14 protein-coding genes and 1 tRNA gene are annotated in these 13,346 nt (G+C 36.2%); 4 read left to right on the top strand and 11 right to left on the bottom strand.

What is annotated here, in order from left to right:
• Positions 1–345: 345 nt before the first annotated feature.
• Together HEQ36_RS12130 and rfbB are read left to right on the top strand one after the other, a co-directional pair.
• On the top strand, positions 346–1,353 hold the full coding sequence (locus HEQ36_RS12130; RefSeq protein ID WP_168637120.1) for a glycosyltransferase: 1,008 nt from the start codon (positions 346–348) through the stop codon (positions 1,351–1,353).
• An 8-nt stretch (positions 1,354–1,361) separates the two neighbouring features.
• Positions 1,362–2,384: a dTDP-glucose 4,6-dehydratase gene (rfbB, locus tag HEQ36_RS12125; RefSeq protein ID WP_053539270.1), complete on the top strand. Its 1,023-nt coding sequence runs from the start codon at positions 1,362–1,364 to the stop codon at positions 2,382–2,384.
• A gap of 21 nt (positions 2,385–2,405) precedes the next feature.
• Here rfbB and HEQ36_RS12120 read toward each other — a convergent pair whose 3' ends face one another.
• Positions 2,406–3,281, bottom strand: a complete 876-nt coding sequence (locus tag HEQ36_RS12120) for an indole-3-glycerol phosphate synthase TrpC (RefSeq protein ID WP_053541278.1) — start codon at positions 3,279–3,281, stop codon at positions 2,406–2,408.
• A 142-nt stretch (positions 3,282–3,423) separates the two neighbouring features.
• Positions 3,424–3,645, bottom strand: a complete 222-nt coding sequence (locus HEQ36_RS12115) for a HetP family heterocyst commitment protein (RefSeq protein WP_027403825.1) — start codon at positions 3,643–3,645, stop codon at positions 3,424–3,426.
• Positions 3,646–5,112: 1,467 nt separating this feature from the next.
• Here HEQ36_RS12115 and HEQ36_RS12110 point away from each other — a divergent pair.
• Entirely contained in the window at positions 5,113–5,985 is an 873-nt protein-coding gene (locus HEQ36_RS12110; protein WP_053539269.1) for a DNA-binding response regulator, read from the top strand.
• 438 nt (positions 5,986–6,423) lie between these two features.
• Here HEQ36_RS12110 and HEQ36_RS12105 read toward each other — a convergent pair whose 3' ends face one another.
• The 7 genes from HEQ36_RS12105 to HEQ36_RS12075 form a co-directional block, all read right to left on the bottom strand.
• The gene (locus tag HEQ36_RS12105; RefSeq protein WP_039204766.1) at positions 6,424–6,747 is read right to left on the bottom strand and encodes a DUF3082 domain-containing protein; all 324 of its coding nucleotides are present in this window, start codon (positions 6,745–6,747) and stop codon (positions 6,424–6,426) included.
• A gap of 24 nt (positions 6,748–6,771) precedes the next feature.
• Positions 6,772–7,719: a 4-(cytidine 5'-diphospho)-2-C-methyl-D-erythritol kinase gene (gene ispE, locus HEQ36_RS12100; RefSeq protein WP_168637064.1), complete on the bottom strand. Its 948-nt coding sequence runs from the start codon at positions 7,717–7,719 to the stop codon at positions 6,772–6,774.
• 59 nt (positions 7,720–7,778) lie between these two features.
• The gene (gene rsmA, locus HEQ36_RS12095) at positions 7,779–8,597 is read right to left on the bottom strand and encodes a 16S rRNA (adenine(1518)-N(6)/adenine(1519)-N(6))-dimethyltransferase RsmA (RefSeq protein ID WP_168637063.1); all 819 of its coding nucleotides are present in this window, start codon (positions 8,595–8,597) and stop codon (positions 7,779–7,781) included.
• A 216-nt stretch (positions 8,598–8,813) separates the two neighbouring features.
• Entirely contained in the window at positions 8,814–9,236 is a 423-nt protein-coding gene (locus HEQ36_RS12090) for a type II toxin-antitoxin system VapC family toxin (RefSeq protein WP_168637062.1), read from the bottom strand.
• On the bottom strand, positions 9,233–9,487 hold the full coding sequence (locus tag HEQ36_RS12085) for a hypothetical protein (RefSeq protein WP_039204761.1): 255 nt from the start codon (positions 9,485–9,487) through the stop codon (positions 9,233–9,235). Before HEQ36_RS12085 ends, HEQ36_RS12090 begins: the two co-directional genes overlap by 4 nt.
• Positions 9,488–9,542: 55 nt before the next feature.
• Positions 9,543–10,892, bottom strand: a complete 1,350-nt coding sequence (locus tag HEQ36_RS12080; protein WP_168637119.1) for a serine/threonine-protein kinase — start codon at positions 10,890–10,892, stop codon at positions 9,543–9,545.
• A gap of 61 nt (positions 10,893–10,953) precedes the next feature.
• The gene (locus tag HEQ36_RS12075) at positions 10,954–11,334 is read right to left on the bottom strand and encodes a DUF4359 domain-containing protein (protein WP_168637061.1); all 381 of its coding nucleotides are present in this window, start codon (positions 11,332–11,334) and stop codon (positions 10,954–10,956) included.
• Between the two features lie 123 nt (positions 11,335–11,457).
• Between HEQ36_RS12075 and HEQ36_RS12070 the strand changes: the two genes are divergently transcribed.
• Positions 11,458–11,530: transfer RNA gene (locus HEQ36_RS12070), tRNA-His, on the top strand.
• Between the two features lie 891 nt (positions 11,531–12,421).
• Here HEQ36_RS12070 and HEQ36_RS12065 read toward each other — a convergent pair.
• On the bottom strand, positions 12,422–12,670 hold the full coding sequence (locus HEQ36_RS12065; RefSeq protein ID WP_250636668.1) for a four helix bundle protein: 249 nt from the start codon (positions 12,668–12,670) through the stop codon (positions 12,422–12,424).
• A 25-nt stretch (positions 12,671–12,695) separates the two neighbouring features.
• Positions 12,696–12,833, bottom strand: a complete 138-nt coding sequence (locus tag HEQ36_RS12060) for a four helix bundle protein (RefSeq protein ID WP_250636667.1) — start codon at positions 12,831–12,833, stop codon at positions 12,696–12,698.
• Positions 12,834–13,346: the final 513 nt, after the last annotated feature.

The raw sequence follows: 13,346 nt of genomic DNA, 5'->3' as shown, positions 1-13,346 counted from the left end.
CACCTGCGCCCTGATTCATTAACCACCTGCGCCCTGATTCATTAACCACCTGCGCCCTGATTCATTAACCACCTGCGCCCTGATTCATTAACCACCTGCGCCCTGATTCATTAACCACCTGCGCCCTGATTCATTAACCACCTGCGCCCTGATTTATTCACAACCTGCGCCCTGATTTATTCACCACCTGCGCCCTGATTCATTAACCACCTGCGCCCTGATTTATTCACCACCTGCGCCCTGATTTATTCACCACCTGCGCCCTGATTCATTAACCACCTGCGCCCTGATTTATTCACAACCAACACCATTATTTATAAACTTCAAAATTAGATATTTAGGATGATGAGAAAACTTTACTTTTTAGTACCAGGAACAAATGGTAAATTTGCTTGTGGTGGTCTTTGGGCAGAATTGAAAACAGTTGCTTTAGCTCAACAGATTTGTGATGCTGAAATAGTTACCTATCGTCAGCGAGAATCAGATAAATTATTTTTAGATGATTTATTAAAAGAAAAGAACTTAGATTTAGATAACATAATTTTTGTAATTAGCTGGGGATTCAATGTTGGTAAATTAGCGGCTAAATTGCAAAAATATCATGTAATTTATCACGCTCATAGTGCAGGTTATAAAATTAATTTACCAGCTAGTATTCCCATAATTACAGTGAGTAGAAATACTTTGGGTTATTGGGGACAACAAGCCCCAAACTCTCTAATTTATTATTTACCCAATCAAATTAGTGATGAATTTACTAATTTACATCAACATCGAGATATTGATGTTTTAGTGCAAACCCGGAAATCTTCAGAATATTTAATTAAAACCTTAATTCCGGCTTTAGAAAAAAAATGTAAAGTATTGGTTATTGATAGTTATGTAGAAAATTTACCAGCTTTATTTAATCGTGCTAAAGTTTATCTTTATGATTCGGCAGAATATTGGAAATTACAAGGAGTTAGCGAAGGATTTGGCTTACAACCAATGGAAGCATTAGCTTGTGGTTGTCAAGTCTTTTCTAGTGTCAATGGGGGATTATCGGATTATTTAGATCCGGGATTTAATTCTTATAAAATCGCTGGTTATGCTTTAGAATATGACGTTGCCAAAATTTTGCAGGTTTTAGAATCTTCAGTAGCATTGACTTTATCAGAAACTGTGTTAGCAGAATACAGAACTGAGCATATTATTCACCGTTTAGAAGTAATTTTAGCAGACATAAATAACTTCTTCGATCATAAACATAACTATTCAACTAAAATTCCCAATTTTACAAAAATCCGGTTAGCGCAATTGTTTACACAGAAAATCTTTGCTAAAATCAAGAAGAAATATTTACAGGGTAATTAGGGAATCTCATGAATAGACGATTACTGGTGACTGGAGGTGCTGGGTTTATTGGCGCGAACTTCGTCCATCATTGGTGTCAGGCTTATCCAAATGATAGAATCGTGGTACTGGATGCTCTTACCTACGCTGGAAATCGCCATAATTTAGCCTCTGTTGAAGCCAAAGAGAATTTCCGATTTGTGCAAGGAGACATAAGCGATCGCTCTTTAGTTGATCAACTACTTTTAGCAGAAAATATAGATACTATAGCCCATTTTGCCGCCGAATCTCATGTTGATCGTTCCATCACCGGACCTGCTGCATTTGTCCAAACTAACGTAGTGGGAACTTTTACTTTATTAGAAGCTTTCCGTCAATATTGGCAAGCAAAAAACCAACCTAGTAATTACCTATTTCTTCACGTTTCTACCGATGAAGTTTATGGTAGTCTCACCTCAGATGAACCGGCATTCTCAGAAACTACAGCCTATAGTCCCAATAGTCCTTATTCCGCTTCCAAAGCTGGAAGTGATCATCTAGTTCGGGCTTATTATCATACTTATAAATTACCGACAATTATCACTAATTGCTCTAATAATTATGGTGCTTTTCAATTTCCAGAAAAGCTAATTCCTTTGATGTGTATTAACATTCTAACTGGTAAAGAATTACCTGTTTATGGTGATGGTAAAAATGTCCGCGATTGGTTGTACGTAGTTGATCACTGTCGGGCGTTAGATGTGGTAATCCATCAAGGAAAACCCGGAGAAAATTACAACATTGGTGGCAATAACGAAGTTGAAAATATCAGTCTTGTACAAAATTTATGTGCAATCATGAATGAATTAGCCCCAGATTTACCAGTATATCCAGCGGAAAAATTAATTACTTTTGTGAAGGATAGACCTGGACATGATCGAAGATATGCTATTAATGCCAATAAGCTAAAAACAGAATTTGGCTGGACTCCATCTGTAACAATTACAGAAGGTTTACGTTTAACCGTAGAATGGTATCTCAGCCATAGTGATTGGTGGAAACCCTTACTATGATCAATCCGTAATTATCAATTATTACCTAATCTTTAATTCCTCTGAATAATGAATGGGGAATTTCGATTGCAGGAAATTTCTGACAGCTAGTTCCAAATCATTTTCTTTGAGCAAAGATTCTCCGATGATCACTGTTTGTACACCACATTCAGCCACAAACGATAAATCATCGGGGGTTTCTATACCTGATTCACTAAGGACTAAAATTCCCAGTTTTTGAAGTTGCGATCGCCTAGCTGCCAATAATTCCTGAGTAGTGTTAATATTAATGCTAAAATCACCTAAACTCTGGTTATTAATGGAAACTATCCTCACATCTTCTAAAGCTAAAACTCTATCCAAATCATTTAAGTTATGAACTTGGATGACAGCATTCATACCTAAGTAATGAATCACTCGTAAAAAGTTTTGTAATTGCTTATCTGTAAGAATAGCAGCAATTAATGATATTGCATCTGCACCAGCCGAACGGGCTAAATAAATTTGGCAAGGATCAATGATAAAATCTTTGCAAAGTAGAGGTATTCCTACCCGATATCTGATAGCACGTAGATGATCAAAACCACCATGAAAAAACTTTTGATCGGTAAAAACAGATACACAAGATGCTCCTCCTCGTTTATAGGCTTGAGCAATAGTAACTGGATCAAAATCTGGTCTAATTACACTATGATAAAGTGATGCTTTTTTCACTTCTGCAATTAAACTAGGTTTATAAATACTCAATTGCAAAGCCGTAAAAAAGTCCCGCACAGTAGGAGCAGCACTTAATTGACGTTGCAAGGAAGCCCAGGACATATCTTGTTGCATTTGTGCAACTTCTAGTTTTTTCTGCCACACAATTTCTTGAATAATTGTTTGCATTTGATGATTATAAATTGTGGTTGGGTAGCTCATGAATTCTGCATAATAATCATATTTTTTTTGATAAATCTTCACCTTACCTTTTTATTTTCCAGAAAGAATTTTCACAAATTCAGATTTAAAAACGCAACTACTTTAATTTTCCATCAAATCCTTCAGCTTTTATCATAGGAAGTTAATTTTGCTGAGAATTACCAAGTAAGCAGTTAGTTTTAAGTAATCTGATATAAGTACGATAGGGTATATAGTCCATAGGATTATAACCAGCAAATTGTAAAACTAGAACACAAGCCCAAGAATATTTACCCGCAATTATTGCTTTGATTATTTGCTCTATTTGTTCAGTCTTAATTTTTTTGTTAACAGACGAATGATAATCGCTAAAATTTTGACTCATAATATGCACTCCTGTTGAAAATCATAATCATCTAATGGTTTTGAGATTTTTTCATGCCTCTTTTTTAAGACTACCCAAAGTTACTCTTTCAATACATGAATTATTCTTTGATTAACTTGATAATTTTTTCGCTCTTATTTTTTAGCCCTAATTAGACTGTCAGAATAAGTAGGTTAGCATTGAAAATCGTCGTTATGGCAAGGCGGCAAGAGGCAAGAGTGAAGAGGGTTTAGGCGATTTTACTTTTCTTTACACAGATTGGTTTTATTGTGTTCACCTACTTATTAGATTTTTAAGTGTAAATTTATTAGCCGTGATTATATACTATTTTCTTGTTTTTTTAGGTTAATTTTTTCGTATAATCAAGTTAAAAATTGTTTCGTTCAGTTTAATACTTGGTAAGTGATTATTAGTAAAATCATTACTCCTTTTATGTTGCTTCTTAACTTTTATCTATTCCAGATTTTCTAATTTTGCCGTTCAGTGATTCTTGCTGATAGTTATATATAAATTTAATCAATCATTTATCTACCCTGGGGAGGATGCTAAATGATTAGCAGCTAATTTGAGGCAGAAAGATATTCCTGGCGACAGATGACCTTGTATCTTCTTTCATAGTTGAATGCAAAAGAGACTAAATTTGGGAAAATCAGGTAAATAACTCACAATTTACCTATTTATCAAATCTCACCATCCCAAAGTTTATACAGATATTAATTGACAATATGGCAATTGTATGATATTCAATACTGTTCGGTTAAGAGTTTTTGTAGCGACTGTCTTGATTGTCAAGCGACAGCGTAACCCAAAAAAAGCTTATAAATGTTGGGTTTCGTTTCTCTGTTTTTCTCCTCTATTTTCTGACTTTATTCCTAGACTTTAAATTTTTCCTTAACGAGCGCTTGACAATCAAGACAGTCGCTACGTAATTCTATTTTTTGAGCTTAACCGACAAGTATTGGTATGGAATTAGGTTCATTTTTCCGGGTGACTCAAGTGAAAAGTAATAAAAACAACCATTAGTTTTTTCATGCAACCAAGTTGAACGTATTTACTTTTTATTGATAAAATCAGATTTATTCAAGCTTAAACATAAATCTGCTAAAGATCAATTACTAATACTAATTGAAACAATAGCAATTATCAAGATTTTATTAACTCTTTACAAAAGAAGGGAACAGGGAACTCTTAACTGGGAGCAAATAAGAAACACTCATTTGCTGAGTTTAAAGCTCAGTCAAAAAAAGGATGTTTTTAAAAGATGCGTAGCACGAAAAAAACAGTGTCATTATTTCAATCTCATGTTTTTAAACATGAGTTTTTCCTGTTCCCTGTTGCCCGTTCCCTGTTCCCTCTGAATCGAATTTTATGTTTCCCTTTGCCCTATTTATATCCAAAATTTTTCCGCAAATTGTTACAGAGTTTAGTAACGGCTAAAAATAACAAAATCTAGTGATTGGAATAGTTATGTACGAAACAAAAAGAATTATCGTCATTGATAATGATATTGTCAACCGCAATTTTGTTTTAGATTGTCTTCACTCTCAAGGCTATAATGCCATAGGTTTAGAAAATGGTATAACTGGACTGCAATTAATCAAGAAATATTTACCTGATTTGGTAATTTGTGACCTAGTAATGCCAGACATAGATGGTTATACCTTATTAAATCACCTCCGGGAAGATCCATTAACAGCAATTACTCCTTTTATTTTTTTGACTGCTATTAATACAAAGGCATCTTTACGAAAAGCAATGGAATTGGGAGCAGATGATTATTTAACTAAACCTGTAACAACGGATGAGTTATTGCGAGCCGTTGATATTAGATTACAAAAACAGGCTCTTTTTAGATATTGGTATGCAACAAACCCCAATCAACTAACATCAACAGAATTACCTAATACATCAGCAAATTCTCCGTCAATTTTTCCAGATATTCCCCATTTAAAAATAATTTTCGATTATATAGAAGCTAACTATCAAGAAGGAATTACTTCATCTGATGTTGCCGAAGCTGTAGGTTATTCTTCTGCATATTTAACTAACCAAGTTGGTAAACAAACAGGAAAGCCAATAAATGTTTGGATTGTGAAACGGCGCATGGTAGCAGCCTTATCTTTATTGGAAAATACTAATCACACAATTGAGGAAATTGCTGCTGAAATAGGTTATCAAAATGCTCCTCATTTCTCTCGACAGTTTCGCCAACATTATGGGTTATCTCCCGGAAATTGGCGAAAAAAACATCAGTTAAATTCAGATTCGACAAAGACTAAGTTGCAATTTAGGCAAAATCGCTCACGATTACTCAACCCTGTACCTGCGGGGAGGAGTTAAGTCAGGAGGTAGAGGCGCAGTCCCTGCGCCTAATTAGGGTTTGCTGATAGCGCAGCGTGGCGTTAGAGGTTGTTTGAAAACTTTTTCGTGTGGGATCTGACACCCGCAGATCCCCCTAAATCCCCCTTGGAAAGGGGGACTTTGAGGAATTTAGCCCCCCTTTGTAAGGGGGGTTGGGGGGATCTCAATTAATTCTGATACTTTTCAAACATCCTCTAAGCCATACTTCTAGTAGTTCGTCAAATTTATTTTGACGGGTAATGAGCGGAAAAAACTTCTGTTCTTCCCTCCCCTGCCCCCGGTGCCTCTCTTCTCCCCCTGCTTGCCTTCACCCGTCATTTTCGGGTTGGCAGACTACTAGCCCTGACAGACAACTTTTTCAGCAAACCCTAATTAAAAGTCAGAAAAAATGACCCCCCTATTTCCTATTAGATAAAACTAACTACTTTTGGGATTGCTTAATTGTTGGATAAAAAGTTGTATTGATAAGGCGAATAAACCTAATGCAACTAACCCAAATATTCCCGCTCCCAAGGCTACTATACCTACAACTAGGGTACGCACGGCAGAAGCAATGTTGATCACAGTTTGGTTATCAGAATGGGTGGGTTTATTGGCAAAAGTAGTGGCGATCGCTATCATTAAAGAATAAGTAGCAAATGCAAATCCTCCCGATATCACAGACCCAGTTATACAGCGTAAAGGAGTTGCTTGGACTTGATTAGAACTATCTACTGATGGCGTTTCTTGCGGTTGATTCATAGTAAAATAATAAATTAGGCAATTTTATTGAGCGATTTTAATTCCATGTTTAATGGTATGGGTGACAAACAATTCCAAATCCTCATCAGGAATAGCCTCACGTATCCGTTCCTTAACTATCTCCCCTTGATTTTGAGATTCAACAATAGCAAACACAGAAGGGCCAGAACCCGACATCATTGTCCCTAAAACCCCGGGTTGACTAGCGAATAATTCCCGTAGTTGCCATACTTGAGGATAAGCTGGTAAAACAACCTTCTCCAAATCATTATGTAGTTTTCGGGCAATGTTTTCTGTATTCTTATTCAAGATAGCTTTCACCATATCTTCTGAATGAAAAGCACTAGTACGAGCCGCTAAACCTTCCGAATCTTGAATATAACCAATCCCAAATTGTTGCCGATAAGTTTTATATGCCCAAGGTGTAGAAACTTCCAAACTGCGATATTTGGCCAAGACTATATGTAAATTATCCAAACTTTGCAAAGGAGAAAGTTCTTCACCTCTACCAGTAGCAATTGCCGTTCCCCCACCAATACAAAATGGCACATCTGAACCCAGACCAGCCCCTAATTCTTCTAATTCTGATTGAGTTAATCCCAAATTCCAAAGTAAATCCATTCCCACTAACACCGCTGCGGCATTACTAGAACCTCCCGCTAAACCAGCAGCAACAGGAATATGCTTTTTGATAGTAATATCCACACCACCAAAATTACTAAAAGCTTTGGGAAATTCCTTAGCCATTAATGCCGCCGCTTGATAAACTAAATTAGTTTGATCTGTAGGTACTTGAGGATGATTGCAATAAACGCGAATATTTTCAGTGCTGGACGAATGAATATCAATTTGGTCGGACAAATCTATACTTTGGAGTATCATTGCTAATTCATGATACCCGTCAGGACGACTCCCGATAATTTCCAAATACAAATTGATTTTGGCAGGTGCAATTAAACTGTAAGAACGCATAACGGTTATTTAGTAGCAAGAGGTAAAAGGCAAGAGGCAAGAGGCAAGAGGCAAGAGAACTATTCACCATTTCCTATAGTATTTACCAGTGATACCCATTGGGCAACACCAAGGTCTTCAGCGCGAACTTGAGGATTTATTCCCAATTGTTCCAGTAATTGAGTCAAGCTGTCTCGTTCAATTACCGATTGTAAATTATTTCTTAACATTTTTCGCTTTGACCCAAATCCCAATTTCACCAGAGTTTCTAACTTTTTGGGGTCATGAGCCGGAATTGCGATTTGTTTAGGACTCAACCGCACCACAGCCGAATCTACCTTGGGTGGAGGCACAAATGCCGCCGCCGGAACAGTACAAATTAACTCACAATCCGCCAAATATTGCACCCGCACCGACAACGCCCCAAAAGTTCTCGAACCGGGTTTAGCATATAATCTTTCGGCTACTTCTTTCTGTACTAACAAAACAATCGTATCAAAAGGCTCTGGATTAGGATGAGAAATCGTCCCCAGTAACTTTTCAATAATTGGTCCAGTAATATTATAAGGAATATTAGCAACAACTTTATTCTGCTTCTGAAAATTAGTAAATGTTGTTAATTGCGATGGTAAATCAAGAGTTAAAAAATCTCCCTGTAGCAAGAGAAAATTTTCTTTTTCCCCCAATTGTTTAGCCAGTAACTTACACAAATCTCGGTCAATTTCTACGGCTAATAGAGATTTCACCAGCGGTAATAACCGACGAGTGAGAATTCCTGTACCCGGACCAATTTCTAAAACTTTATCAGTTTCGTGACAATTAGCCGCTTGGACAATTGCGTTCAGAGCTTTATCACTTTTTAACCAATGTTGAGCAAACTGTTTACGGGGTTGAATCATTTTATTGCCATTAAAAATTAGACTTATTATCAGGATTATTTTATTGGACAATAACAATCTTTATTATACTTAATGATGTAAGTCCATTCTTAATAATACCACAAATCACTTACATATCACACTTCAAAATGTAACTTGAAACCTTATCAATGCCATCTCTAACCTACAAAGAATAGCAAAGGTCTTTCTTGTATTCACATATTTCTTTAATAAAATTCATCGTAAATCTTCTATCCAACACAAATAATTAAATAGTTTATCATGAGACAGTGCATTATAAAATCTTTCATCAGCCGTCACCATTTTACAATTATTATTTACTGCCAGCGCTAGATATACACAATCATAAACAGCTTGCTGAACTCTTACTGCAATTTCTAAAGCCATTGGCATTAAACGAGGAGATAAACAAATTTGTAAAGGCAATCCCAAAAGTAATTCTAAATTATTTTGAGCATCATCTAAATTCATTTCTCCTCGACGTACCCGCTTCCATAAAATATTGCCAATTTCTGGAAAAAAGAAATCAGGAACTAATAATTGGTAATTTGGTTTATTCAAACGCAATGCTGCTTCTGAATGAATTTCCGGTAGTACCCATTTAATCCCTACATTTGCATCTACTACAAATTTACTCAACAGTTTCGATCCTCACGCAAAAGTTCAACACTATCACTAAAAATTTTACCTAAATGACGCTGACGTGCAATATCTATTTTTTTCCACGCTTGTGCAGTAACCGATTCTTGATTGACTAATTCAGCCTCTACAAAATTTTCCAAAATTGTCTTAACTTCATCTTCCAAACTGCGGTTATGGCTTTGAGCTAAACCCTGTAATTTTTCTAATACAACAGGATTAATATTTCCTAGTACAACTTGTGTTGTCATATTGCCTCGCTACTACTACAGAAAAAGACATTAACGCTGGGATATCCATTTTAAACTAATTGTAACAGCTTGCCACCTTTCCAGCTAAAGCTTTCATGTGTTTTCCTAACTGAGTACCACTAGCCCAAAAGTGAGAAGGTAAATGACCTATTGGTGCAGATAACTTAAAAGATAATTGTTGTCGGGGGGAAGTAGCATAGGGCAAATACCAACCTACCGTACTACAAAATTGGGCATAGTCGGTATCACAGCTATAATAAATTTGGGTTTGAATACTAAAACCAAAATGTCCTTGACTATATTTTGTCCACAATTGATCGATTATTTGTAAATCCTGACAAGGCAAACTTTCCAAATCACTATTAGATAAATAAGTAACTCTCCATTTAGATAAAGCTTGACACATTAACGCCCAAGTTTCTTTATCTGCTTTTTCCCACTGTTTCCATGCCAGGAAATCACGTAACTGCTGGTAATTAACACCAGTATCAGAACGGAGAGTAGTAGGTTGCTGTTTCTTCCCTGTTTGTGTTTTTATTTCTATTGCTGCTAGGACTTCTTGTGCAGATTTGTAACGTTGAGCCAAAGCATTATGAATGAGTTTATCAATAATTCCACCCAGATGTGGTGTAACCTGATTTTCTGGAAGTAAATAATCTCGCCAAACCCAGCGATCGCTTGTATCATCATATAAATCAAAAGGAGAAATCCCCGTCAACAACTGAATACAACTCACACCCAAACTATAAAGATCACTAGCTGGTAACACCTTACCCCGCATTTGTTCAGGAGCCATATATTCAGGACTACCAATAGTTGTTCCTGTTTTCATCACCCCAGTGGCAGAAATAAACTTAGCCACACCAAAATCAATCAACACCAAATCTCCCCCAGAAGATTTTCGCATGATATTTTCCGGTTTAATATCTCTATGAATCACATGATGACTATGCACAAATTCCAACACAGGTAATAAATCTTGCAGTAATTTCTGGATTTTCCCCTGATTAAAAACCCCTGCTTGTAGTAATTCCTGGGACAAAGTCTGTCCTGAGATAAATTCCTGTATTAAATATAACCTATTTTCCTGCTCAAAATATGCCAACAACTGAGGAATTTGGGGATGATGCAACTCATCTAAACGCACTGCTTCTTGCCGAAACAATTCCACCGCTTTTTTAAAATCGGCTGGATTTTCCTCGGGAAAACAGAGTTGTTTAATTACACATTGCGGTTGGGAAGGAATGTGTTCATCCACCCCTAAGATTGTTCTCCCAAAACCACCCTTACCTAAAGCATAAAGGGGACGATAGCGCTCTTTAAGTAAAATTAACTTACCACATTTAATACAAAAACACGCATCATCAGGATTTTGCGGGTACAAACAGTTAGTACAAAAACTCATCACATAGTAGTTATTTTTCAGAACTACTTGTATATTAAGTCTTCATTTGACTTACGCCGATTTATTTTTCCTCAGCATTATAAGTATAAAATTGATTTAATGCCCCCACCGTTTCAAATTTGTACCCTGGTATCCAAGCATCCAGTTTGATTTGAGTCCGGTAAATACTAAATATCATATAGTCTTGTCGGTTAGTAGTAGTAGTAATCAGTTCCTTAATATGTGGCGTAGCGGAATTAAGCAACTGTTCACAATTAACTTTAATTAACTTTTCCAAAAAGCTTGGTGTTTTTTTACATACATCAGTTTCCAAGTATGTTGTCAGCTTTTGGACTGCATACTTTTCATACTCCTCCTGATTAGGGTTAGTTTTCGCCATAACTGCCCCTAGAACAGTAACGCCCACTGCTCCTACGCATATAATCATAGTTAAAGGTTTCATTTCTAGCTCGACCCAGTATAGTGGTTAATCTTTTAAAGACTACCAAGAAAATTATCTAATTTCTGGCAAAAAACTTGATCATTTTTCTCAGGTCGTGCTAGACTTACAGAAGTAAATTGAATGGCGAGCGTAGCCAAGTGGTTAAGGCAGTGGTTTGTGGTACCACCACGCGCGGGTTCGAATCCCGTCGTTCGCCCTTTTTTATTAAGTATTAATAATTGTTGAGACAGTTACACCTACTGTTGAAAATTATATCAAATATTTGAAAAAAAAATCAAGAAAGTGTTCATTCCGCACTTCGTGCCGCTGCGCTAACATCGCCCAACAACACTGATTAAGCTGCGCTTAATTTTGCTCGTTGGGCAATTCGTCACTCGCGCGTATTGTATTCATCTCATCACCTCCCTATCGGGTAGGTGAGAGGCTTCTACTGTTTAAGCTAAAAGTTATATTTAATCATGAAGTGCGATGCGTAGCGTGGCGTTAGCCATATGGAACGAAGTGAAATGAAGCAATTCCAAGGGTTGTGATTGCTTCCCTTCCCTCGCAATGACTGTAAATATTTTTGTCCAATTACTTATTACAAAAGAAGGGAACTCTTAACAGGGAACTCTTAACAGGGAGCAAATAAGAAACACTCATTTGCACCAGTTTAAAGCTCAGTCAAAAAAAGGATGTTTTTAAAAGATGCGTAGCACGAAAAAAACAGTGTCATTATTTCAATCTCATGTTTAAAAACATGAGTTTTTCCTGTTCCCTGTTGCCCGTTCCCTGTTCCCTCTGAATAGTTCTGAAAATAAAAATCATTTTGCAGCTAATCTAGCTAAAATATCTCAATCCAGTCAACAGATTTATAAATTAGCAAAATCTCATCATTGGCGAAAAGCACGAGGTGAGAACAAAAAAATACAAAATTTTATTAAAGATTTAGAAACAATAGCTACTCTTGATCAAGCCTCATTATTTAATGATTATACACAGATAACTACGGTTCTTCGGTACTTGTTATGCTAAAGTGAGAAGTTGAGAGAAGGGAACAGGGAACTCTTAACTGGGAACAGGGAAAAAATTTTAATTTTCTAGTTTTTTAATAAGAGACTTCCAAATAAAAAAATGTCCCAAAACTGATGCAGAAATTCTCTCTCTGTGTACTCTGTGCCTCTGTGGTTCGTTTCTTAGGATAATTTATTTCTTGGAAGTCTCTAAGACTAATAATTATTCTGCTTTCCTCTTTTAACAAATTAAGAATCATTTCTATATCTTTTTCTGAGCATAATCCTACTCGCTTAGATAAAATTAGGTGAGTTTCTAATTCATTAACTGACCCTTGCGCTATGTTTAAAAATCTTATATATTCTCCTCTATATCGTCGCCCATATCATAAGAGCTATATTAGCTGGAATGGATACTGCACTTATTCGGATTTGTTGAACCATAGAATATAGCTCGTCTTTGGGAAAAAGTTTAGTGAGGAAATAGCACTTTTCAGCAATATCCATCCCTTTTTGCCAAATCATTAAGTCTTTAAAGTCATTAATATCCGACATTCTTCCTGTTCCCAGTTAAGAGTTCCCTGTTCCCTATTTTCGTTATTTTAGCATACTAAGTCCGGTAGAGCCATAACTACTTTATTACAAGGAGAACAAGATAATCTAGAAAAAGTATTTCAATGATGTAGATGGAAATTTATCATTCAAACCTTTATCATAAAAGATTGATAAAAAATTACCTCCAGCTTGAAAACCACTGGAGGCTATGATTAAAGACATTGGAATGTGGACTAGTTCACTTATGAATTTAACTTTATTTTTATATAGTTATATCTATCTGTAGGAACGTTTAAAATTAATTCATTTCTGTCTAATTGAATAAATAAAAAAGACCCCCGGTTATAGACCGAGGGATTCTGCAAGTCGGAATTATCGCACAAAGACATTCGCGTACCCACAATAGCAATGTAACAGGTCGAAAAAATGCCAAAATGCCAAAAACCACAAATCTCCGTATTTTTG

Origin of the sequence: Anabaena sp. 54, from assembly GCF_017355725.1 — a bacterium.
GTDB classification, from domain to species: Bacteria; Cyanobacteriota; Cyanobacteriia; order Cyanobacteriales; family Nostocaceae; genus Dolichospermum; species Dolichospermum heterosporum.
Note: the sequence above shows the minus strand (reverse complement) of the source record. Positions and strands in the feature narration are given on the sequence as shown.

Excerpts from the sequence above, each read along its gene's own strand:
- rsmA (WP_168637063.1), bottom strand. The coding sequence starts at position 8,597 with ATGATTCAACCCCGTAAACAGTTTGCTCAACATTGGTTAAAAAGTGAT.
- HEQ36_RS12075 (WP_168637061.1), bottom strand. The coding sequence starts at position 11,334 with ATGAAACCTTTAACTATGATTATATGCGTAGGAGCAGTGGGCGTTACT.
- HEQ36_RS12080 (WP_168637119.1), bottom strand. The coding sequence starts at position 10,892 with ATGAGTTTTTGTACTAACTGTTTGTACCCGCAAAATCCTGATGATGCG.
- HEQ36_RS12115 (WP_027403825.1), bottom strand. The coding sequence starts at position 3,645 with ATGAGTCAAAATTTTAGCGATTATCATTCGTCTGTTAACAAAAAAATT.
- HEQ36_RS12110 (WP_053539269.1), top strand. The coding sequence starts at position 5,113 with ATGTACGAAACAAAAAGAATTATCGTCATTGATAATGATATTGTCAAC.
- HEQ36_RS12130 (WP_168637120.1), top strand. The coding sequence starts at position 346 with ATGAGAAAACTTTACTTTTTAGTACCAGGAACAAATGGTAAATTTGCT.
- rfbB (WP_053539270.1), top strand. The coding sequence starts at position 1,362 with ATGAATAGACGATTACTGGTGACTGGAGGTGCTGGGTTTATTGGCGCG.
- HEQ36_RS12120 (WP_053541278.1), bottom strand. The coding sequence starts at position 3,281 with ATGAGCTACCCAACCACAATTTATAATCATCAAATGCAAACAATTATT.
- HEQ36_RS12085 (WP_039204761.1), bottom strand. The coding sequence starts at position 9,487 with ATGACAACACAAGTTGTACTAGGAAATATTAATCCTGTTGTATTAGAA.
- HEQ36_RS12105 (WP_039204766.1), bottom strand. The coding sequence starts at position 6,747 with ATGAATCAACCGCAAGAAACGCCATCAGTAGATAGTTCTAATCAAGTC.
- ispE (WP_168637064.1), bottom strand. The coding sequence starts at position 7,719 with ATGCGTTCTTACAGTTTAATTGCACCTGCCAAAATCAATTTGTATTTG.
- HEQ36_RS12060 (WP_250636667.1), bottom strand. The coding sequence starts at position 12,833 with ATGGATATTGCTGAAAAGTGCTATTTCCTCACTAAACTTTTTCCCAAA.